The 19409-nt window shown below is 65.2% G+C and carries 23 protein-coding genes; 13 read left to right on the plus strand and 10 right to left on the minus strand.

The window, feature by feature from the left end:
* Window positions 1-98 precede the first annotated feature (98 nt).
* The gene (locus tag ACNJX8_RS16310; protein WP_439361355.1) at window positions 99-350 is read left to right on the plus strand and encodes an acyl carrier protein; all 252 of its coding nucleotides are present in this window, start codon (window positions 99-101) and stop codon (window positions 348-350) included.
* Window positions 351-965: 615 nt separating this feature from the next.
* Complete coding sequence (locus ACNJX8_RS16315) at window positions 966-1385, plus strand: twin-arginine translocation pathway signal (RefSeq protein ID WP_439361356.1); 420 nt, start codon at window positions 966-968, stop codon at window positions 1383-1385.
* Between the two features lie 25 nt (window positions 1386-1410).
* Here ACNJX8_RS16315 and ACNJX8_RS16320 read toward each other — a convergent pair whose 3' ends face one another.
* Together ACNJX8_RS16320 and ACNJX8_RS16325 are read right to left on the minus strand one after the other, a co-directional pair.
* On the minus strand, window positions 1411-2613 hold the full coding sequence (locus ACNJX8_RS16320) for an FAD-dependent monooxygenase (RefSeq protein ID WP_128940460.1): 1203 nt from the start codon (window positions 2611-2613) through the stop codon (window positions 1411-1413).
* 19 nt (window positions 2614-2632) lie between these two features.
* Complete coding sequence (locus ACNJX8_RS16325; RefSeq protein WP_279376967.1) at window positions 2633-2878, minus strand: zinc-finger domain-containing protein; 246 nt, start codon at window positions 2876-2878, stop codon at window positions 2633-2635.
* 307 nt (window positions 2879-3185) lie between these two features.
* Here ACNJX8_RS16325 and ACNJX8_RS16330 point away from each other — a divergent pair, with 307 nt between their 5' ends.
* Together ACNJX8_RS16330 and ACNJX8_RS16335 are read left to right on the plus strand one after the other, a co-directional pair.
* Window positions 3186-4322: a hypothetical protein gene (locus ACNJX8_RS16330; protein WP_439361357.1), complete on the plus strand. Its 1137-nt coding sequence runs from the start codon at window positions 3186-3188 to the stop codon at window positions 4320-4322.
* 165 nt (window positions 4323-4487) lie between these two features.
* Entirely contained in the window at window positions 4488-5243 is a 756-nt protein-coding gene (locus ACNJX8_RS16335; RefSeq protein ID WP_128937326.1) for an alpha/beta fold hydrolase, read from the plus strand.
* On the opposite strand, the gene ACNJX8_RS16340 is transcribed toward ACNJX8_RS16335, so the two are convergent.
* Window positions 5201-6604, minus strand: a complete 1404-nt coding sequence (locus ACNJX8_RS16340) for a hypothetical protein (RefSeq protein WP_439361358.1) — start codon at window positions 6602-6604, stop codon at window positions 5201-5203. The genes ACNJX8_RS16335 and ACNJX8_RS16340 overlap by 43 nt on opposite strands.
* A gap of 276 nt (window positions 6605-6880) precedes the next feature.
* Here ACNJX8_RS16340 and cysE point away from each other — a divergent pair, with 276 nt between their 5' ends.
* On the plus strand, window positions 6881-7705 hold the full coding sequence (cysE, locus tag ACNJX8_RS16345) for a serine O-acetyltransferase (RefSeq protein WP_091889465.1): 825 nt from the start codon (window positions 6881-6883) through the stop codon (window positions 7703-7705).
* Between the two features lie 130 nt (window positions 7706-7835).
* Window positions 7836-8054 carry a DUF3126 family protein gene (locus ACNJX8_RS16350; RefSeq protein ID WP_007602550.1) on the plus strand — a complete coding sequence of 73 codons (219 nt, stop codon included), beginning with the start codon at window positions 7836-7838 and terminating at the stop codon, window positions 8052-8054.
* Between the two features lie 16 nt (window positions 8055-8070).
* Here the strand turns inward: ACNJX8_RS16350 and ACNJX8_RS16355 are convergent, their stop codons facing one another.
* The 3 genes from ACNJX8_RS16355 to ACNJX8_RS16365 are packed head-to-tail and all read right to left on the minus strand — an operon-like array spanning window position 8071 to window position 11818.
* The gene (locus ACNJX8_RS16355) at window positions 8071-9387 is read right to left on the minus strand and encodes an FAD-dependent oxidoreductase (RefSeq protein ID WP_439361359.1); all 1317 of its coding nucleotides are present in this window, start codon (window positions 9385-9387) and stop codon (window positions 8071-8073) included.
* A complete protein-coding gene (locus ACNJX8_RS16360; protein WP_091889461.1) occupies window positions 9384-9689 on the minus strand; it encodes a ferredoxin family protein in 306 nt (101 codons plus the stop codon). Before ACNJX8_RS16360 ends, ACNJX8_RS16355 begins: the two co-directional genes overlap by 4 nt.
* A 2-nt stretch (window positions 9690-9691) precedes the next feature.
* The gene (locus ACNJX8_RS16365; protein WP_439361360.1) at window positions 9692-11818 is read right to left on the minus strand and encodes a molybdopterin-containing oxidoreductase family protein; all 2127 of its coding nucleotides are present in this window, start codon (window positions 11816-11818) and stop codon (window positions 9692-9694) included.
* Between the two features lie 195 nt (window positions 11819-12013).
* Between ACNJX8_RS16365 and ACNJX8_RS16370 the strand changes: the two genes are divergently transcribed.
* Window positions 12014-12913 (plus strand): helix-turn-helix domain-containing protein, encoded by a 900-nt coding sequence (locus ACNJX8_RS16370; RefSeq protein WP_245474153.1) that lies wholly within the window; start codon window positions 12014-12016, stop codon window positions 12911-12913.
* Between the two features lie 96 nt (window positions 12914-13009).
* Here the strand turns inward: ACNJX8_RS16370 and ACNJX8_RS16375 are convergent, their stop codons facing one another.
* The gene (locus ACNJX8_RS16375) at window positions 13010-13717 is read right to left on the minus strand and encodes a hypothetical protein (protein WP_439361361.1); all 708 of its coding nucleotides are present in this window, start codon (window positions 13715-13717) and stop codon (window positions 13010-13012) included.
* 221 nt (window positions 13718-13938) lie between these two features.
* On the opposite strand from ACNJX8_RS16375, the gene ACNJX8_RS16380 reads away from it, so the two are divergent.
* From ACNJX8_RS16380 to ACNJX8_RS16395, 4 genes are all read left to right on the plus strand, one after another.
* Window positions 13939-14268 carry a DUF6949 family protein gene (locus tag ACNJX8_RS16380; protein WP_128940466.1) on the plus strand — a complete coding sequence of 110 codons (330 nt, stop codon included), beginning with the start codon at window positions 13939-13941 and terminating at the stop codon, window positions 14266-14268.
* A gap of 96 nt (window positions 14269-14364) precedes the next feature.
* Complete coding sequence (locus tag ACNJX8_RS16385) at window positions 14365-14895, plus strand: gamma carbonic anhydrase family protein (protein ID WP_091889454.1); 531 nt, start codon at window positions 14365-14367, stop codon at window positions 14893-14895.
* A 130-nt stretch (window positions 14896-15025) separates the two neighbouring features.
* On the plus strand, window positions 15026-15727 hold the full coding sequence (locus tag ACNJX8_RS16390; RefSeq protein WP_439361362.1) for a HAMP domain-containing protein: 702 nt from the start codon (window positions 15026-15028) through the stop codon (window positions 15725-15727).
* Between the two features lie 3 nt (window positions 15728-15730).
* Window positions 15731-16720: a PAS-domain containing protein gene (locus ACNJX8_RS16395; RefSeq protein ID WP_439361363.1), complete on the plus strand. Its 990-nt coding sequence runs from the start codon at window positions 15731-15733 to the stop codon at window positions 16718-16720.
* A gap of 30 nt (window positions 16721-16750) precedes the next feature.
* On the opposite strand, the gene ACNJX8_RS16400 is transcribed toward ACNJX8_RS16395, so the two are convergent.
* Window positions 16751-16915 carry a hypothetical protein gene (locus ACNJX8_RS16400; protein WP_164934795.1) on the minus strand — a complete coding sequence of 55 codons (165 nt, stop codon included), beginning with the start codon at window positions 16913-16915 and terminating at the stop codon, window positions 16751-16753.
* 96 nt (window positions 16916-17011) lie between these two features.
* Between ACNJX8_RS16400 and ACNJX8_RS16405 the strand changes: the two genes are divergently transcribed.
* Window positions 17012-17341 carry a hypothetical protein gene (locus tag ACNJX8_RS16405; protein ID WP_128933002.1) on the plus strand — a complete coding sequence of 110 codons (330 nt, stop codon included), beginning with the start codon at window positions 17012-17014 and terminating at the stop codon, window positions 17339-17341.
* A gap of 103 nt (window positions 17342-17444) precedes the next feature.
* The gene (locus ACNJX8_RS16410; protein ID WP_439361364.1) at window positions 17445-17795 is read left to right on the plus strand and encodes a hypothetical protein; all 351 of its coding nucleotides are present in this window, start codon (window positions 17445-17447) and stop codon (window positions 17793-17795) included.
* A 195-nt stretch (window positions 17796-17990) separates the two neighbouring features.
* Here the strand turns inward: ACNJX8_RS16410 and ACNJX8_RS16415 are convergent, their stop codons facing one another.
* The gene (locus ACNJX8_RS16415; RefSeq protein ID WP_128940470.1) at window positions 17991-18485 is read right to left on the minus strand and encodes a hypothetical protein; all 495 of its coding nucleotides are present in this window, start codon (window positions 18483-18485) and stop codon (window positions 17991-17993) included.
* A 177-nt stretch (window positions 18486-18662) separates the two neighbouring features.
* Window positions 18663-19394: an aspartate/glutamate racemase family protein gene (locus ACNJX8_RS16420; RefSeq protein ID WP_439361922.1), complete on the minus strand. Its 732-nt coding sequence runs from the start codon at window positions 19392-19394 to the stop codon at window positions 18663-18665.
* Window positions 19395-19409 lie beyond the last annotated feature (15 nt).

The raw sequence follows: 19409 nt of genomic DNA on the forward strand, positions 1-19409 counted from the left end.
TTCTTCTGCCTTCTGCATGTCTTCGACGCTCCGCTCGATCGTGTCCACACGATCTGGCAGCGCGCTGATTTTCTCGCATACCTCTTGGGAGTTGACACATGGATCTGAATGTCCGCTCGAAAATGAGCGACTACGTCATCCGGCGGCTCAGCCTGCGCGGAGATCATTCTCCGGTCGAGGACGATGAGCTCTTGTTCACCAGCGGCCGGCTCGACTCGCTGGATGCGGTCGAAATCATCATGTCGCTGGAGATGGACTACGGGATCGATTTTGCGCGGATCAATTTCGATCTGACGCAGCTGGATTCGATCAATGCCATCTGCGATCTGGTGGATGCGGTCAATGCGTGACCAGTCCAAATGGCTCTTTAGCCATTCGTCCGTGTGAGATGTCACAGACGCTTCGCACGATACTCTCACCTGGTGCGGGCGGCCGGACTCGAACCGGCACAGGCCTTGCGGCCCCACGGATTTTCATACCACTTCGGCTTTCGCCGCCGCCCTTTCGGCGTTCGTGGTCTGGACTATCCCTTCACCCTGGCGCTTGTCCGCTGTAGGTGCTGCCCGTCTAGTCTCTACACCTTCCCCCTGGCGGGGCTTGGCTCGGGATTGCCAGTGAAGGTTTCCCCGACTTTGAGCAGTTCTGCTCCTGAAGTTTCCTCCAGGGCACTCAATGGCTTAAGTCCGATGCGTCTACCAATTCCGCCACGCCCGCATCGGCCCATCTATACGGCGCAATTGCCCGACGGGCAAAGAGAATACAGCCGATTCCGCGCACGATTTGAGCCGCTTACCTCAGGGGCTTCAGCTCGGATTCCGTCACGTCCTCGGCCCTCTGGCATTGCTGCTTTGTTGGCTCTATAGGCGGTTCTTCCTTGAGCGAGTCGGGCGCACGAGGCAAAGCCTCAATCCGGACATCTATTGTTGCTTTAGGCATTCTCAATCCGCGGGGACTAATCATCCGGCATGGCTGCTTCGTTTTCCTCTTCCCTGCGCTCCTGCAGCGTGCTGCTCGCGGCCGGTGCTTTGCTGTCCGGCTGCGCCGGCATGAGTGAGACGGTCGCGCCGGCCTTCGCCGATCCCGGCAAATACGAATTGTATGACTGCAAGCAGCTCGAGACCGAGCGCAAGGCGCTCGCGAACCGCACTGCCGATTTGCAGAAGCTGATGGACAAGGCCCAGACCGGCGCTGGTGGCGCGGTGGTGTCCGAGCTTGCCTATCGCAACGACTACATCGCGGCGCGGGGCCAGGCGCAACTTGCCGATGAGGCCTGGCGCCGCAACAGGTGCCGGGAAACACCGCCCGAGCCGACACCGCCCGCCGCGCCGCCGTCATCCGCGGCCGCTGCCAAGCCGGCATCGAAATCCGGAAAAGCGATCCGCTGAGGCACCGCGCCGGCGGCGCCTGGACTCAAGGCCGCCAGTTGTAGATCCAGTCCTGCCGCGCCAGCATGCGGTCCGGGCCGAGCGCGCGGATCGCAAGATCGCGCGCGATCGCGAGCGGCCCGCTGAAATGATAGATGCGGCCCTGCTGCCGCGCCGTCCGCTGCACCCGCCGTACGCGTGCCTGGCGCGCGCGGCCATATTGCGTCAGCGCAGCCGTGATGCCCGCGGTGCTCTCGGCCGCCTCGACGCTCAAATGCCGGGCAAGCACGGCGGCATCCTCGATCGCCATGCCGGCGCCTTGGGCTGCGAACGGCAGCATCGCATGCACGGCATCGCCGAGCAGCCCGACTGGCCCCTTGCTCCAGGGGCAGCCGTCAGGCACCCCGAACAGCGCCCATTTCCGCCAGGCGTCGACCGGAGCGAGCATCATCCGCGCCGACGGCGGCCAGCGCGGCGCGGCGAAAGCCTCCATGACCTCGAGAGGATCGCCGGGCGTGCTCCAGCCCGGCCTGTTCCAGGTGCCCGGCAGCACCGCGACCACGTTGATCTGGCGTCCGCCCGCGATCGGATAGGCCACGAGATGCGCGTTCGGGCCCATCCAGAGCTGCACCCGGCGCGCGGTGTAGTCCTTCGGCAGTTGCGTCGCATCGAGCGTGCCGCGCCAGGCGATCAGGCCGGAAAAGCGCGGCTGCACTTCGGGGAACAGGTGCTGGCGGACCGTCGACCAGATGCCATCGGCGCCAATCAATGCGCTGGCGAGATCGCTGCGGCGGATCGTGCCGCTGCGATGGACCACCGTCAGCCCCTTGGCGTGAGGCGCGACGTCCTCGAAGGTCGCGCCCAGCTTCAGGTCGATATCGGGATGGTCGGCAACAGCGCCCGCCAGCGCCGATTGCAGATCGGCGCGGTGCACCACCCAATAGGGGGCGCCGGCGCGCGCGGAGGCTGCTTCGCCGAGCGGCATGCGCAGCAGCTCGCCGCCGGCCCGCGCGCTCATGATCGAGACCGCTTCCGGGATCACGGCGCGCAGCTTGAGGCGTTCGGTGAGACCGAGCTCGACCAGCACGCGGCTGGCATTGGGGGAGAGTTGCAGGCCGGCGCCGACTTCCTCGAGGCGCTCGGCCTTCTCCAGCACGACGATGCGGAAGCCGCGGGCCGCGAGCGCAAGCGCGGCCGTCAGTCCACCGATGCCGGCACCGGCAATGACAATCGTTCGGGAGAGCGCCACCCCTGACCGATGAGACCGGTCAGGCCACCTTGTCCTTCAGCACGCATTCCGGCGGACGGGCTTCGCCCGCCTTCAGGTCGGGCGCGAAGCGGTACAGCGTCGAGCAATAGGGGCAGATGATCTCGTTGTCGTTGCCGAGGTCGAGGAAGACGTGCGGATGATCGAACGGAGGGTTGGCGCCCACGCACATGAACTCTTGCGAGCCGATCTCGATGACGGGAACTCCGGCATCGTTGTGGAAGTGCGGGACGACATGGTCGGACATCGTAGTTCATCCTGGAGTGGCAATGGCGACAGGTACAATCGGAAACTGACGCGGCATCTTTAAGGCGCCGCGGACCATACTGGTGGGTTCAGATGATTGCTAGTCCAGCGGAACCGAAAGGTTCGCAATTGCCCCATGCTCATTTGCTCATGCAAATTCGACACAATCTTGGGGCCTGAGAGAAGCCCTTCTTTCGTCGGTGGCGTTGTGTCGCAATTTTGGCATACTATGTCTGTCGACGAGCATAATTGCGACGAAAGACGAATCGTCAGGCGTCAGCGATTTTAGGACCGTCCAGGCTTTCCGCATGAAATGGCTGCGAATCAGCACAGCGTTGGCCGGTGTCGCGGCATGCAGCTTCATGCTCGCGCAGGTAGCACCGCACGCCCGCGAGGCCGGCGCGATCCTCGCCGCCCAGGACGATCCCGCCGTGCTCTCCGAGCTCAAGCTCGATGCGCTGCTGCGGCAGAACGAGCGCCTGGTTCAGGACAACATCGAGGCTGCGCTTGCCGCGGGCGACGCCGATCTCGCCGACAGTTTCGTCGCGCTCGCGCGTGACCGTAACATCGCGCTCCCGGACGACCTCCTGAGCCGCGTCAGCGACGCGGTCAAAGCCGAGAATTCCACCTCCCATTTCGCCAAACGATTTGCCACCGGTCTCGTCACCGGCAACGCCGACGACGTCGCGAGCCTGTCGGGAACGGTGGCCGGCGATCTCTTCGTGATCGGCGACATCAGGGACGTTGTCCGGGAAGGCAAGCATCTCGCCATGGGCGAGGACACCGACCGGCTCGTGCTGGGGCTTGCGGCGGCGGGCCTTGTGGTGACGGCGGCAACCTACGTCTCGGTCGGTGGTGCCGCGCCGGTGCGCGCCGGGCTGACACTGGTGAAGGACGCGCGCAAGGTGGGGCGGCTCGGTGAGGGGCTTGCGGCATGGGCCGGCCGGTCGGCGCGCGAGATCGTCGACACGCCGATGCTTCAGAACGCGGTCGCCAAGGGGTCGGTGCTGCGGCCGGGTGAGACCGTGAGCGCGATCAAGGCTGCGTTCCGCGCCGAAAAGGCCGGCGCGCTAGTTCGGCTCGGCAAGGACGTGACGCGCGTCGCCGAAAAGACCGGCACGCGCGGAGCGATGGACACGTTGCGGATCGCCGACGGCCCGAAGGATGTTGCGCGCGCGGCGCGGCTTGCAGAGGCGCAGGGCGGCAAGACCCGCGCCATCATGAAACTGCTTGGCCGCGGCGCGCTGCTCCTCATCGGCGGTGCGTTCGATCTGACGCTCTGGCTGTTCGGCGCGGCACTGACGCTGTTTGGGCTGTTGTCCTCGATCAAGGCGACCACGGAGCGCCTGACCCAGGCCTGGTGTGATCGCAAGCGCGCGCGGCGGCTCCGCCGGGCGCAGATGGCCGCCGAGGCCGCTCTGGCGGATGCAGCCCTTAAGGCCTAAAGCGCGATGAGATTGAGGTAATTCGTAGCCGCGCTTGAGGCTATTGTTTGAGCATGATCCCCGCGCAAACGCGTTCCGCGTTTGCGGAGCGGAAAAACCGCTGCACACTTGTCCGGATCGTGCTCTAAGATCGACTTTTCCCCCTCAAGACCCGCGGAACTGATGATGCCGAGCTTCCACAACGGCGCCGTTGAAATTGCCTATCTCGACGAAGGCGAGGGCGACCCGATCATTCTCCTGCACGGCTTTGCCTCGAGCAAGAACGTGAACTGGGTCTATCCGACCTGGGTCTCGGAACTGCGCAAGAACGGCCGCCGTGTCGTCGCGCTCGACAATCGCGGCCACGGCGAGAGTGCGAAGCTCTACGAGCCTGCGCAGTACTCGATTCCGGTCATGGCCGGCGACGTGCTGGCGCTGATGGATCATCTCGCCATCCCGCAGGCCGACATCATGGGCTATTCGATGGGCGGACGGATGGCGGCGTGGCTCGCGCTCAATGAGCCGCAGCGCCTGCGCTCGGCGATCCTCGGCGGCATCGGCATCGGCGGCCTGATCGAGGGCACCGGTCCCGGCGAGAACGTCGCGAAGGCGCTGGAGGCGCCCTCGTTCGACGACGTCACCGATCCCGTGGGTCGCACCTTCCGCGCCTTCGCCGATCAGACCCGTTCGGACCGCCGGGCGCTCGCCGCCTGCCTGCGCGGCACGCGGGAGCTCATGACGAGAGCGCAAGCCGCACGCATCGAGGTGCCCGTGCTGATTGCGGTCGGCACCGCCGACGACGTCGCGGGCTCTGCCGGCGCGCTCGGCGCGATCATCCCGGGCGCGCAGGTGCTCGATATCCCGGGCCGCGATCACATGCGGGCAGTCGGCGACAAGGTCTACAAGACCGGCGTGCTCGATTTCCTCTCACGCCGTAGCTGAGTCTCGTCCGTCGGCGCCTCGTCGCCGAACGCGCGAAACAGCGCGGTCAGCACCACGAAGGTTGCAATCCACACCATCCGCGCGCCATAGCGGTCGTGCGGACCGGAGATCACGCCGCAGATGAAGGCGTTGCCGAGCAGCGCCAGTGTCACGGTCGCTGCCAGCAGCGTCAGATCGTCGAGCCGGCGCCTCGCGAGCGCATGCACCAGCAGCCCGACGAGCGCTGCCATCGAGGCCAGCGCGACGGGGATGTGCAGCCAGTTGACGTCGTCGAAATTGACGGCCCAGTGCTGCTGCCGCGCCGCGCGCATCGGCGCGACTTGCGCGGGTATGTAGCGCTCGATGATGCCGTAGGTGTGCGGAATCCAGCCGTTGGTGCCTTCGCCGGTTGCGACATGCAGCAATTGTTGCCCCATCGCCCGCAGCGCCGCGCCGGCCTGCCAGGCCGGATAGTCCGCGAGCGAATGCACGACGATGTAGCCCATCTCCTCGTTCATGCCTTCGAACCGGCCGAGCGTGTTGAACATGCTCTTGCCCCACAGAAACTCGTCGGCGGTCGCCGGCAGCTCGTTGCGATAGGGGCAGAGCTTGTAGCGTTCGCGCGGGCAATGATCGTTGAGATAGCGCGCAACGATGCCGTCCTGCATCATGCGGCCGAAGGCGACGCCATAGCCGCCGGGTGTCCAGGTCCATTTGCCCGACAGCGCATAATTCGCCGACATCAGCATCAGGCCGCCCGCGACGATGGTGAGGCTCGCCAGCGCCAATCCCGCGAGCGGAAGGCGAGGTCTAAGGAGCGGCCGCGCCATCCAGCCGGCGGCGCACAGACCGAGCAGCACGCCGAGCGTCGCGCTGTGGGTCGCTGCAGCAAAGGCGGTGAAGACGAACAGCGCGATTTTTTCGAGCCGCGAGGTGCGGTGTGCTCCGATCACCAGCAGGAACAGCGACAGCACCGACAGCCCTGCAAAGATGTCGGTGAGCAGCATGCTCGCCAGCCAGGGCAGGGCGGTCGACAGGATCAGGAGCAGGCTGATCGCGACGAAGCGGAAGGTCTGCATCAGCCCGAGCACGCGCAAGCTGAGCTGCAACAGCCACAGCGTCGCCAGCGACTGGACCGCGAGGTTGATCCAGAAACCAAAACTCTCGCCATAGTGCAGATAGAGGCCGAACACGGTGGAGCGGCTCGGGACGAGATAGCCCTCGTACCAGCGCGCCAGATAGCCGCCGGTATCCCATTGCAACAATGGATAGCCGTTCCAGAACGCCGGCGCGATCATCAGCAGAGGCAGGGCCATTGCGGCCAGCCGCAGCCATAACGAGCCCGCGGCGCGCGCGCGCAATTGGTCGGTGGTGATGCTCAAAACTGTTCCGTCCTCGCTCGGACCATGCCCGCAATAACGGTTGGGGGAGAATTCACCAATAGTTTGATGCGGCCCGGCTTGAATTTGGCAAAACTCTGACCACTTTGAGCCGACCTTGCCGCTTGGGGGCGTCAGAAGAAAGTCTTGTGTTTCAATGTCTTGGCGCGCTTTCGCAAGGCAAGGCACTGTTCACTCTCAGGCAAGCCGGCCAGGACTTTGTCGCGTAGACTGTGCTATAGAGCCAACAAAACCAGCCCATTCGAAAGAGCAATTCCCATGGCAGTGCATCAGGTCAATCCGGGAGGAAAGCTCGCATCGCTCGATCCGATCTGGGACCGGATCCGGAGCGAGGCGGAGGACATCGTCCATCGCGAGCCCGAGCTTGCGACCTTCATTTATTCGACGGTGCTGCATCACAGCCGCCTCGAAAATTCCGTGATTCACCGTCTCGCCGACCGGCTCGATCACTCCGCGCTGTCTGGCGATCTCGTGCGCCAGACCTATGACGAGGCGCTGCGCGACGATCCCGATCTCGGCAACGCCTTTCGCGCCGATCTCGTCGCCGTCTACGACCGCGATCCCGCGACCTCGCGCTTCATCGATCCCTTGCTCTACTTCAAGGGCTTTCATGCGATCCAGACCCATCGCTTGGCACACTGGCTCTATCTGAAGGGCCGCAAGGATTTCGCGTATTACCTCCAGAGCCGTTCGTCCGCGGTGTTCCAGACCGACATCAACCCCGCCGCGCGCATCGGCCGCGGCATCTTCCTCGACCACGCCACCGGTTTCGTCTGCGGTGAGACGGCGGTGATCGAGGACGACGTCTCGATCCTGCACGGCGTCACGCTCGGCGGCACCGGCAAGGAGAACGAGGACCGTCATCCGAAGATCCGCCATGGCGTGCTGATCGGCGCCGGCGCAAAGATCCTCGGCAACATCGAGATCGGCCATTGCGCGCGCATTGCCGCCGGCTCGGTCGTGGTCAAGCCGGTGCCGCACAACGTCACGGTTGCGGGCGTGCCCGCCAAGATCGTCGGCGAAGCCGGCTGCGCCGAGCCGTCGCGCACCATGGATCAGATGATCAACGCGATGGGGCTTTGATCTCCGTTTGATCGGAACGGGGCCGGATTTTCCGGCCCTTTCCGTCCCAAAATTCTTTGGCAATTCATGCTGGCGGTTCGTCGCGTCTCGTCGTAAACCCCGCCAACCAGATTTCGATTGGAGACTTGCCGTGGACGTCAAGGAAGTGAGAAAGCTCGACGCGTATCTGAAGCGCGTATTCGGCAATCCCAAGATTCGCGTCGTACCGCGGCCGAAGAAGGACGATTCCGCCGAAGTCTATATCGGCGAGGAATTCATCGGCGTGCTCTTCGTCGACGACGAGGACGACGACCGCTCGTTCCAGTTCCAGATGGCGATCCTCGAGGACGATCTCGTCGACCAGGAGTAGGCGTAGCGCCTCGGAGTCACGCATCCACCGCGGCGAGCATCTCGGGGATCGTGACAAACTTCTCCCGGGGCTTCCCGAGCGCGGCCCCCCGGCGTTTCTCGGCCGCGTCGATCGTGCCCCAATCCGGATAGCTCACGATGCGTGCGACGCGGCCGGTCAGGCGCGCAAGCAGTGCGTCAGGCGTATCCGGGCGCGGCCGTCGATGGGCGATATCCGCCAGGACGGCCTCTGCGGTGGCAATCCCGCAGCCGCGATTGGTGCCGATCGTGCCGTTTGGCCCGCGCTTGCTCCATCCGCAGACATAGAGGCCCTCGATCACCGAACCATCGACTGCGACACGTCCGTCGACGTTCGCATGCACGCCGCGATGCGCGTCATAGGGAACCCCGGCCACAGGCGTGGTCTTCCGGCCGACGCTGCTGAGCGAGAGGCCGCATGCGATGTCCTCGATAGCGCCCGATCCTTGCTTGAACGCGATGGCCTCCAGGCGGCCTCGTCCTCGGAGCGCGACAGGAGACAGACCAAAGCGAAAAACGCAGCGCCGCGGCTTCGCCACGGCCGCCCGCGAGAACGCGCGCAGCAACGACAATTTTTCGGTCAGCTCCGGATCGTCGGGACGCCGCGGCTCGAATTCATCGGAGGTGACGTTGCGCAGGTCGACGCATGTGTCGCATGCGCCCAGTTCGAGAAAGTCACGTAATTCCTTTGCGGTGAACCTGGCCTGCGCCGGTCCGCCGCGGCCGACGACGTGGATTTCGCGGATCCGGCTCTCTGCCAGGACGTCGAGCGCGTGGCGCGCGATGTCGGTCCGGCGCAGCTCGTCCGCGGTCTTGGCGAGGATGCGCGCCACGTCGAGAGCGACGTTGCCATGGCCGATGACGATCGCGGTCTCATGCCGAAGATCGAACCGCAGATCCGCAAACTGCGGATGCCCGTTGTACCACGCGACGAAATCGCCCGCCGTGTGGCTGCCCGGCAGTGCTTCACCGGGGATGTCGAGCGCCCGGCTCAGTTCCGCGCCTGTCGCGAGCACAACGGCGTCATAGGCCTCGCGCAGTTCGTCGATCGTGAGGTCGTCTCCGATCGTGACGCCGCCGATGAAGCGAAACCCGGGCATGGCGGCGATGCGGTCGAAGGCCGCTGTGACCTGCTTGAGCTTCGGATGGTCGGGGGCAACGCCGAACCGCACCAGCCCGTACGGCACGGGGAGCCGTTCGAACATGTCGACAGTCACGGGCGCGCCCGAGCGCAACAGGGCCTCGGTGGTGTAGAAGCCACTCGGTCCGCTGCCGACGACGGCGATGCGAACTTCGTTTGCAGCAGACCCCGTCATCGGCCCAGCGCCTGCCTGCGTTCATCGGCCCCCGGCAGAGCCGGCAGGCGCGCACTGATGACGGGAGTTTCAGTCGCGCGCTTGCGGTTGACGTCGATCCAGTACTTCTTGTCCGCGGCGAGGCGATAGTCGGGCTCGATCGCGCCGACCGGGCATGCCGGCGCGCAGCCACCGCAATCGATGCAGTTTTCCGGATCGATGTAGGTCATGGTGTCGTCGACGTGGAAACACTCCACGGGACAGACGGTAACGCATTCGGTGTATCGGCAGCCGCGGCAATTGTCGGTGACCACATATGTCATCGTCAGGCCCCGCTGACCTGAACGAGGATGTCCGAGAATGTCGGGGCGCGGCCGAGGTCGGCGAAGGCGGGAGGCGTCAGCACGTGAACCGTCGCGCCGTTGCGATTGGACCGCTGCCAGTAGCCGGACGGCGCCACCACCACACCCGGCATGACGTCGGCCGAAACGGTCGCGAAGGCCTCGAACGCGCCACGGTCGTTGAACACGCGAATGGGCGCGCCCGCGACGATGCCACGCTGTGCCGCATCGTCCGGATTGAGGAGCACCGCCTGTTCCTCGCCCGCCTGCGCGGTCTGTGCCGGTAGGTTGCCGTAGTTCGAATTCAGGAAGGCGTGGCTCTTCGGCGAGATCAGGCTGAGCGGATAGCGCGTTGCGAGCATGGGCGCGGTGCGCGGGTTCTCGTTCGGCGGGATGTAGTGGGGCAGGGGATCGACTGGCGCGGCGTCCTGATCGCCATTGTAGCCCTGGCGGAACAGCGGCACCACGAAGTTGCCGCCGCCGGCGATGGTCGAGCTGAACTCGCACTTCCCCGATGCGGTCGGAAAATTGCCCTCGCGGTGCGGCGCCCAGTCGGCCGGCGCGGGCATGTTGAGGCGCGCATAGCCCTTGGCCTTGATGCCGTCGAGCGTGATCCCGGCGAGCACCGGGCTGCTCCAGTCGAGGGAGGCTTCGATGATCTCGTCGTCGCTCCGGAAGAAGGCCGGGTCGGTGATGCCCATCGCGCGCGCGAGCCGGCGGAACAGCTCGGTGTTGGACACGGCTTCGCCGAGCGGCGCGATCGCCTGGTTGTTGTAGGACAGATAGAGATGCCCCCAGGAGAACATGATGTCCTTCTGCTCGAGCTGCGTGGTCGCGGGCAGAACGATGTCGGCGTATTTGGCGGTGTCGGTCAGGAAGTGCTCGCTGACGACGGTGAAGAGATCCTCGCGTTCTAATCCCTTTTCGAGCTTGCCCTGTTCGGTCACCATCGCCATTGGATTGGCGTTGTAGACGAACAGCGCCTTGATCGGCGGATCGAAGCCGAGCTCGCCCGTCAGCGCCGCTCCAAGGCGCCAGGAATTGAGCACGCGCATCTTCTCCGGCTGGAGATCGGGACGCATCAGCACGTCCCATCTGACCGGGAACGCCCAGATCGGGAGCTGGAGCAGCCCGCCGCCGACGTGCTTCCAGGCACCGATCAGTCCCGGAAGACAGGCGATCGCGCGCACGGTCTGACCGCCGCCGGCATGCCGTTCGACGGCGACGCCAATGCGCACGACGGCCGGTGGTGTCGTCGCATATTCCCGCGCCAGCTTGACGATGTCGTCGACGGGAATGCCGGTTTCCTGCGAGGCGAATTCGGGTGTGTAGCTGGACGCCCGCGCGGCCAGCTCGTCGTAGCCCACGGTGTGTTTGTCGACATAGTCGCGATCGATCAGATTCTCCTTGATGATGACGTGGATCATCGCGAGCGCCAGCGCAGCATCGGTGCCGGGACGGATCGGAATATGCCAGTCGGCGAGGCGTGCGGTGCGGGTGCGGACGGGATCGATGACCACGAGCTTGGCACCGGCCTTCTTCGCTTGCTCGATGAACGGCCAGTGATGCGAGTTCGTGCTCAGTGTGTTGCAGGCCCACAGGATGATGTATTTCGAGTGCACGAAGCTTTCGGGATCGACGCCCGGCGTGTGCCCGATCGTCATCATGTACGCCGTGCAAGAGGCGGAATCGCAGAAGGTGCGCTCCAGAACCGTCGCGCCGAGCTTGTTGAAGAGGGGATCGCCGACGTTCAGCCCATTGATGATGCCCTGCGTGCCCAGATAGCTGTAGGGCAGGATCGCCTGCGCACCGTGCTCGGCAATGACGGATGTCCAGCGCGAGGCGATGGTCGCGAGCGCTTCCTCCCAGGAGATCCGCTGGAACTGCTTGGTGCCCTTCGGTCCGACGCGTTTGAGCGGATACAGGACGCGCTTGTCACTGTAGACGCGCTCCTCGTAGTTGTTGACCTTCACGCAGAGCCGTCCGCGCGTGAAGGGGTGATCGGGATTGCCCCGGACGGCGATGGCCTTGCCATCCTCGACCGTGGTCAGGATGGAGCAGGTGTCCGGGCAGTCGTGGGGGCACGCGCCTATTACCGTGGTCCGGGCCATGGGTCTCTCCGCTTCCCGATTCAAGTCGGTCAAGGATGCGGCCGGCGGGCGCGGCCTGGCTTTTCAAAATGTGCGGTCTTGTTGTCCCGGACTGCTCTCGGCCCGTGGACGGCCGGCCGGATGTCTGGCATGCTAATTGCTGGACCCGGCAATACCTTTCTACCCACACATCGCGTGATCTGGCGGAGATTTCCGATGGGTATGCTCGGCAATTCTGTCGATAAATATGTTACCGGCAGAATGCTTCAGACGTCCAACGACCGGCGGTGGGGACACCTTTTGGCCGAGCGATGGAGCCATGAGCCAGGCGATCTTCCGCCGCAATTGCCGCGCGACACCGAGATCGCAATCCTGCTGCGAGGCAGCTCGGTCGTCGATCGCGAAGGCGCAGGCATGCGGCAGCGCACCTTCGGCCGAAAGGGCACCGTCTGGCTCTGCCCGGCCGGCATCCGCGAAGACTTCATCCGTGTCGAGAACCAGATGCAGGAATGCCTGCATCTCTTTCTCCCCGGCAAGCCGTTCGACGACACCATGCTCCGGGATCTGGACATCGATCCCTCGGGTATCTCGATCCGCTACGAGACCATCGATCAGGACATGTTCATCGAGCACGTTGCTGACCGGATCCTGAAGGAGCTCGAACAGGAGACCTCCACCGGCCGGCTCCTGATCGAAAGTCTCGGGCGCGCGTTGTCAGCCCATCTCGTGCATACCTACTCGGCAACTGCAGTCAGGCTCCGGCAAATCAACGCCGGTCAGCGGCCGCTCGACGCCAAGCGGCTGTCGCGCGTGACGGAGTTCATCGATGCATCCGTCGAGCGCGAGTTCACGGTCAAGGATTTGGCATCGGTGGCGTGCATGAGCCCGGCGCATTTCTCTCGCAGCTTCAAGGCGGCGACAGGTAGCGCGCCGCATGAATATGTCAGCCGGCAGCGTCTCGATCTGGCCAAGCGGCTGCTGTCCACCAGCGATCGCCCGCTGGTCGACATCGCCTATGCCGCAGGATTTTCATCGCAGGCCAATTTCAACCGCGCCTTCCGCAAGGCGGTCGGGACGACGCCGAGCCTGTATCGGGCGCAGAAGGGCCGGGACTGAGGCTTCCGTCAGAGGACGGCGTCAGGGGCAACCGGATCAGAGCGATCTGGCCGGTCTCGTCAAACCCCAACCGCTCGCGCCAAGCTGCGATGACTGTCAGCTCCGCGGCCCGCGCAGCTGCGCCGTCAGCTTCTCCATTGCCTCCGCCACGTCACGCCACCGCGACAGCCAGCTCCGCGGAAAGCGGAAGGTGAGGTCGGCGCCGCCGACGCGCCGCTCGGAGAGGCACATGCCGGGCGTCGCCGCATCGCGGGTGCAGCGCGCGGTCAGCGCGGGGCTTGCGGCGGAATAGAGGTCCTCGCTGCCGTAAGGGGTCTCGGCGCGGAACATCCGCATCGTCAGGCCTTCCTCGGGCTGGGTTGCGGCCTGGTCGAGATAGCGCGGATAGATCGTGGCTGTTCGCTGCTCCGGCGCGAGCGCATCGTGATGGGCCGCGATCGACAGGAAGATGCGGTCGATCGATTGCACCGTCGCCTCCACCGTGTCGGCGGTGACGTGCTTCGGTGCGCCGGGCGGCTCCAGCGAGGGATAGAGGAAGTCGAGATCGATGCGCTCCTGCGGCCCGGTGTGGCGCTGGATCTTCATCCGGATCGCCGAGGTCGGCAGGTTGAACAGCGTGCCGCCGACGCTCACCGGCAGCTTGTCCGGGGCGTTCGCACCGCGCGTGCCCCAGGTCGGCCACAGCAAATAGGCGACCAGCGCCACCGCGCATGCCGCAGCCGCGCCGCTGAGCACGATCGGGACGACGTGCGCGCGGGTGTGCGTGCGGGGAGGGCGAGAGGAGGCTGCCGAGAACACCGTCATGAGCTAACGCAAGGTAAGCCGAAGTCGGCCGCTGGCCGACGAATCAGCGGCGAATATGCCATGTGGCGGCGATTTCGCGCAGCGCCCCTGGCTGCGGGAAAGGGGGAGAGCCCTGCGCCGGGCGGGAGGCGGCGTTAACCTTCTCTTAAGGATAATGTAGCGTTAACCGGCACTATTTGTCACAGGAAGGTGCCAGCGTTGCGTAAGGGCGGACCGTTCCGATGACACCTGAAGCTCTCAATACCCTCTTCTCGATCTGCATCGGTTTCGCGCTCGCGGGCGCGCTCGTGAACGGATACCAGGCGGTCGCGCAGCGTCCCGCCGGCTTCGGCCTGTTGCAGGACGGCGTCGCGCCGAAGACCTTCGCGGCGGTGCCATTCCTGGTCTTCGCGGCGCCCTTCATCATCATGCGCAACACGCTGCGCGGCATGCGCGTGGAAAGCCGCCGCGCCGAATTCGTGATGATGGCGACCCTCATCGCCGGCTTCTGGAGCATGATGAGCGGCACCTTCTTCCTGATGACGCTGCGCGCGGCCGGCGTGCTGGGCTGACGCCTCCGGCGTCGTTCCCAGGCTGCCCGGCCGGGCGGCCCTTTGCGTCAAGGCCGCCGTTTCGCTATGCCAGGATCATCCTGACAGGAGACCTCCATGGCGATCTACGAACTCGACGGGCAGGCGCCCGACCTTCCCGCCGACGGCAATTATTTCATCGCGGAGACCGCCACCGTGATCGGCCGGGTGCGCCTGAAGCCGGGCGCGAGCGTCTGGTTCGGCGCGGTGCTGCGCGGCGACAATGAGTGGATCGAGATCGGCGAGGGCGCCAACGTGCAGGACGGCTCGACCTGCCACACCGATCTCGGCTTTCCGCTTGTCATCGGCAGGAACTGCACGGTCGGCCACAACGTCATCCTGCACGGCTGCACCATCGAGGAGGGCGCGCTCGTCGGCATGGGCGCGATCGTGATGAACGGCGCGAAGATCGGCCGCAACAGCATCGTCGGCGCCGGCTCCGTCATCACCGAGGGCAAGGAGTTTCCCGAGCGCTCGCTGATCATCGGCTCGCCGGCGCGCGTGATCCGCACGCTCGATGACGCCCAGGTCCAGAAGATGGGGAGTGCGGCCAGATTCTACGTGGCCAACGGTCCGCGGTTCAAGAAAGGCTTGAAGCGGATCGGCTGAGATGCCCGCCGGCTGTGCCTGGCCCCCACGGCAATGGTTCCGTACCGTAAAAATACAGGCGGGCCCTTTAATCCTCCGCTAGCGCGATCACGCTTATCGTTGAGCGTTTTCAACCAGGAGGAGCGGCGCCATGGACGCGACGGCGCTGGGATCCGGCTTCGGAGCCGGAACCAAATTTCTGAAGAAAGTCGTTCGTTTTGTTCGCGGCGCCGACACGCTGACGGTCGCGGAGAAGGTTTACAGCATCGCCGGCTTCCTGGCGATCGTCACCACCTTCCTGCTCGTGATGTCGATCCAGTCGGTGCGCTTGCAGACGACCTATCGTCACATGCATGCGTCCTCGGCTGCGGCGGCGATCAACGTCGGTCGCATCAATGCGCTGATCTATGCGATCGTCATGGAGTCGCGCGGCATCTACATGACGGCCGATCACGGCAAGATGAAGCAGTTCGCGGACGGGCTCTTGCGTCGCAACCGTGAGCTTGCCGAGGCCGTGAAGAGCATGGAGAAGGACGTCGGCGACGACGATGCCGAACTGTTCGCGAGCTTCCGGCAGCGGATCACGCAGTTCATCGACTTCCGTCAGGAGCTGGTGCGGCGCGGAGTGGAGATCAGCTCGGCCGCGGCGCGCGAATGGGGCGACAACGACGCCAACCGGACAGTGCGCAGTAAGCTCAACAGCGATATCGAGGCGCTCGAGCGCATCTACCATCAGCGCGCCCGCGAGGCGGACGAGCTCGCCAACGAGAACCGCTATGCTGCCGCCTATCTGTTCGCGCTCGGGCTGGCGGCGCTCATCCTTGCGGGACTAAACGTCATCGTCATGCGGTGATCAGTGGTCGGCGCGCTGGCCGAGATCACGCAGGCGACCGACCGGATCGCGCAGGGCGACGTCAAGAGCGAAGTGCCGCATCTGCGCCGTCACGACGAGATCGGGCATCTTGCGCGCGCGGTGCAGAATTTCCGCGACGCGGTGGCGCGCATCTTCGAGCTCGAGGAGCTCGAGCTCGGCACCGCCCAGGCGCGCGACGCGGCCATGACCGAGCGCGACAAGTTCAACGACAAGTACCAGGCCAAGAAGTGGCAGCTCTCCGCCGCGATCAACAGCATGCCGCAGGGCCTGATCATGCTGGACGGCAAGGCCAACGTGGTGGCGATGAACGCCAACTACCGGCGGATCTACAATCTGCCTGAGACGATCCAGCCCGGATCGACGCTCGAGGAAATCCTCCAGCACCGAGTCAAGAGCGGACTGTTCAGCGGCGACGTCACGAAATATGTCGGGGCGGTGCGCGACCGGATCGCCAGGCGGGAGCCGACGGCCTACGAGATCTCCCTCAACGACGGCCGCATCATCAAGATCTACGAGCGGCCGATGGACGGCGGCGGTTGGGTGTCGGTGCAGGAGGACGTCACCGAGCAGCGCCAGCGCCAGCGTATCCTGGAGCGGATGGAGCGCTTCCTCGCGACCATCATCGAGAACGTGGCCGAGGGCATCATCGCCAAGGACGCGCGCAATCTGCGCTACGTCTTCGTCAACAAGGCCGCCGAGAAGATGATCGGCATGTCGCGTGGCGAGATCATCGGCAAGACGGCGCGGGAATTGTTCTCCGTGGAGGCGGCCGAACTGATCGAGCGGCGCGACCAGCAGCTGCTGGCGCAGAAGCAGCAGCTCGAGCCGATCGTCGATACCATCGACAATCCCGCGCGCGGGCGCCGTGTGATCTCCGCCCGCCGCGTTCAGATCGGCGGCGCCGACGAAGAGTCGCACATGTTCGTGACCATGGTCGAGGACCGGACCGAGAAGATGGTGGCGGCCGCATAGTGACCGGCTCGCGCCATCCGGAGGGGGGCGTCAGCGTCCCTCGGATTCGCGCGCTTCGGTCGCGCCCGCAACCTTCTCGTGGCCGGCGGCCCATAGTGCGTGCTCGTCGCTACCGTCCAGGTAAGGATTGGCCTCGGCGGGGATGCTTTCGCGCGCGGCGCGCTCGCCTTCAGCAAAAGGATCGCGATCGGTCATCGTGATTTGGCCTCCTCGCCTTCAAGCTGACGTGACGGCATTTGTTCCGGAACAGGTGCTCGCCGCAGCGGTTGACCGGCAAAGGGAGAATTTCCGATGTCTGCCAGATCGTCCGCAATCAAGACCATGATGGTGATCCTCGCGCTCACGGCGATGCCGGCCACCTCGTTCGCGCAGGCGACCGGCGGCTCTGCCGGATCAACCGGAGGCTCTGCGGGTTCGACCGGAAGCTCTGCGGGACCGACGGGGGGCGTCACCAACTCGCCAGCTCCGCCGCCCGGGACCAACAGCCTGGGGACGGCTCAATCATCCGGTCCGGGCTCCGGTGCCACCATCGGCACCGGCTCGGGCGCCGCGGACGCCACCGTCAATGCCGAGAACCGGCTGCTCGACAAGAAGATGAAGAGCATCTGCCGCGGCTGCTGACGCTCGCGCGGAATTGAGACAGTGTGGCTGTCAGGAATGCCCAAGTGACATTAGCTTGATCCTGCTTTGAAGCGTGGAGCGTGTCCACGCGGAGGATCGAGTGATGTTACGCAAGATGATCATGACGACGCTGGCCGTCGCGGCGGTCGGGCTGTCGGCGCCGCAAGCGGCCGAGGCGCGCGGTTTCGGCCATGGTGGCTGGGGCGGCGGCTGGGGCCATGGCGGGCACGGCCATTGGCATGGCGGCGGCTTCTGGCCGGGCGTTGCGATCGGGGCGGGCCTTGCCGGCGCCGGCTACTACGGCACTTATTATGGTTATGGCTATCCCTATTACGGCAGCCCCTATTATTATGGTGCCGGCTACGACGACGGTTATGGCGGCTGCTACGTCGTTCGGAAGCGGGTCATGACGCCAGCTGGATGGCGATACCGCCGCGTGGATGTCTGCGAATAGCATCCTTGGCGAATAGCTGGGCCCATCAAAGAACAAGGCCGTTGACGCAGTATACCGTCAACGACCTTGCCAGCCCCGGACATTGAAATCGGCTTACGCCATCCGGTAACCGCGAGGATGGCGCGGAATCATACAGGCGAATGTGATCCAGTTCACAAGTGGCGAAAATAAAGTTCCAATCGCGCTGGGATCGGCTCAGCCGCGCGAACGCTTGCGCGCGCTGGCGTGGACGCGTTGCCGCGCCGGTTTCCTGCGGGTAACCGAGGGTGTTTCAGCCTCGGTGGCCCGGGCGCTGGCAAAGGACTGCCGCAAGCTATCGATGGATTCGTTCAGCGTCGCGACCTGCTCGGACAGGCGCTTGGTGTCGGCCTGCTGCCCCGCCATCAGCCGCTTCATGGTCTGGAGCTGATCCTGCACGACCTGGAGCTGGTCGATCGATTCCTGCTGAGTCGCCTCCAGCCCCTTGGTCTTCTCGACCAGTTGCTCGGACACTTGTGCCGTGCGGGCCTGGAGCAGCCGCGATGCCACCACCCGATCGGTCTCCGGTGCCGCTCCAGTATAGGCGCGCCAGACCGCAATCGAGGTCACGCCGGCGATGAGCAGGAGAAGTGCGGCGGCGGTCAGCGCGATCGGTTGGCCGCCGAGGCGAAGCAGGGGGGTGGATGGTGTGTCCTGTGCGAGATCGATCATCGCGAACAAAGCCCAAATTGAAACTTGGTGCGTGGCGAAGGCCGGCAACCAGAGGTCGCCGGGGCGTCCCGAAAGCCTTAGGTTTCGGCAAGGAATGGGACCAAAAAGAGGCTAAGGACAAAAAAACCAGCAATCAGGGGACCTTAGGGCCTCCGAAGGTCTCTTAAGGGGCACGGATCAGGGCTGAAACGGCGAAAACGTCCCGGAATAGGTCTTCGACCGAGGCCTCGCATAGGGGCCGAGCCGGGACGTCGTCAGTCCCAGCCGCACCACCGATTCCGCCAGCGTCACGGCGGCGGCGACGCCGTCGACGACGGGCAGGCCGTGCGTGGCGGCGAGCTCGCTGGCGAGATCGGCCATGCCGGCGCAGCCGAGCACGATCGCCTCCGCGCGGTCGTCGCGGATCGCGGCCGAGATCTCGGCGGAGATCTTGCTGATGGCATCGGCGTTGCGCTCCTCCAGTGCGAGCACCGGGACCTCGGCGGCGCGGACGCCGGCGCAGCGCTCGGCGAGGCCGTATTTCCGCAAGTTGTGTTCGATCGGCACGATGGAGACACCGAGGGTCGTCACCACGGCAAAACGCGCCGCGATCAGGCTCGCCATGTGGAAGCCGGCTTCGCCGATGCCGACCACCGGTGCCTTGGCGGCGGCACGCGCTGCGTCGAGGCCGGTGTCGTCGAAGCAGGCGATGATGTGCGCATCCGCGCCGTCGCGATCAGCCTCGCGGATGCAGCCGAGCATGCCGGGCACGGCGAAGGCCTCGTCGTAAAAACCCTCGATCGAGACCGGGCCCATCGCCGGCTGGCGCGCATCGATCACGGTGCCGGGCAGGGCGATGCTGCGCGCCGCAGCAGCGATCTTTGCGGTCATCGACGCGGTGGTGTTGGGATTGACGACGTGAAGGCGCATCGGATCAGACAAGTC

The sequence above is a fragment of the Bradyrhizobium sp. SPXBL-04 genome (assembly GCF_051853035.1).
GTDB lineage: Bacteria > Pseudomonadota > Alphaproteobacteria > Rhizobiales > Xanthobacteraceae > Bradyrhizobium > Bradyrhizobium zhanjiangense.

Bases quoted from the DNA above. Each gene is read 5' to 3' on its own strand.
- ACNJX8_RS16310 (WP_439361355.1), top strand. From the start codon at position 99: ATGGATCTGAATGTCCGCTCGAAAATGAGCGACTACGTCATCCGGCGG.
- ACNJX8_RS16315 (WP_439361356.1), top strand. From the start codon at position 966: ATGGCTGCTTCGTTTTCCTCTTCCCTGCGCTCCTGCAGCGTGCTGCTC.
- ACNJX8_RS16325 (WP_279376967.1), bottom strand. From the start codon at position 2,878: ATGTCCGACCATGTCGTCCCGCACTTCCACAACGATGCCGGAGTTCCC.
- ACNJX8_RS16330 (WP_439361357.1), top strand. From the start codon at position 3,186: ATGAAATGGCTGCGAATCAGCACAGCGTTGGCCGGTGTCGCGGCATGC.
- ACNJX8_RS16335 (WP_128937326.1), top strand. From the start codon at position 4,488: ATGCCGAGCTTCCACAACGGCGCCGTTGAAATTGCCTATCTCGACGAA.
- cysE (WP_091889465.1), top strand. From the start codon at position 6,881: ATGGCAGTGCATCAGGTCAATCCGGGAGGAAAGCTCGCATCGCTCGAT.
- ACNJX8_RS16355 (WP_439361359.1), bottom strand. From the start codon at position 9,387: ATGACGGGGTCTGCTGCAAACGAAGTTCGCATCGCCGTCGTCGGCAGC.
- ACNJX8_RS16360 (WP_091889461.1), bottom strand. From the start codon at position 9,689: ATGACATATGTGGTCACCGACAATTGCCGCGGCTGCCGATACACCGAA.
- ACNJX8_RS16365 (WP_439361360.1), bottom strand. From the start codon at position 11,818: ATGGCCCGGACCACGGTAATAGGCGCGTGCCCCCACGACTGCCCGGAC.
- ACNJX8_RS16370 (WP_245474153.1), top strand. From the start codon at position 12,014: ATGGGTATGCTCGGCAATTCTGTCGATAAATATGTTACCGGCAGAATG.
- ACNJX8_RS16375 (WP_439361361.1), bottom strand. From the start codon at position 13,717: ATGACGGTGTTCTCGGCAGCCTCCTCTCGCCCTCCCCGCACGCACACC.
- ACNJX8_RS16380 (WP_128940466.1), top strand. From the start codon at position 13,939: ATGACACCTGAAGCTCTCAATACCCTCTTCTCGATCTGCATCGGTTTC.
- ACNJX8_RS16385 (WP_091889454.1), top strand. From the start codon at position 14,365: ATGGCGATCTACGAACTCGACGGGCAGGCGCCCGACCTTCCCGCCGAC.
- ACNJX8_RS16390 (WP_439361362.1), top strand. From the start codon at position 15,026: ATGGACGCGACGGCGCTGGGATCCGGCTTCGGAGCCGGAACCAAATTT.
- ACNJX8_RS16400 (WP_164934795.1), bottom strand. From the start codon at position 16,915: ATGACCGATCGCGATCCTTTTGCTGAAGGCGAGCGCGCCGCGCGCGAA.
- ACNJX8_RS16405 (WP_128933002.1), top strand. From the start codon at position 17,012: ATGTCTGCCAGATCGTCCGCAATCAAGACCATGATGGTGATCCTCGCG.
- ACNJX8_RS16410 (WP_439361364.1), top strand. From the start codon at position 17,445: ATGTTACGCAAGATGATCATGACGACGCTGGCCGTCGCGGCGGTCGGG.
- ACNJX8_RS16415 (WP_128940470.1), bottom strand. From the start codon at position 18,485: ATGATCGATCTCGCACAGGACACACCATCCACCCCCCTGCTTCGCCTC.
- ACNJX8_RS16420 (WP_439361922.1), bottom strand. From the start codon at position 19,394: ATGCGCCTTCACGTCGTCAATCCCAACACCACCGCGTCGATGACCGCA.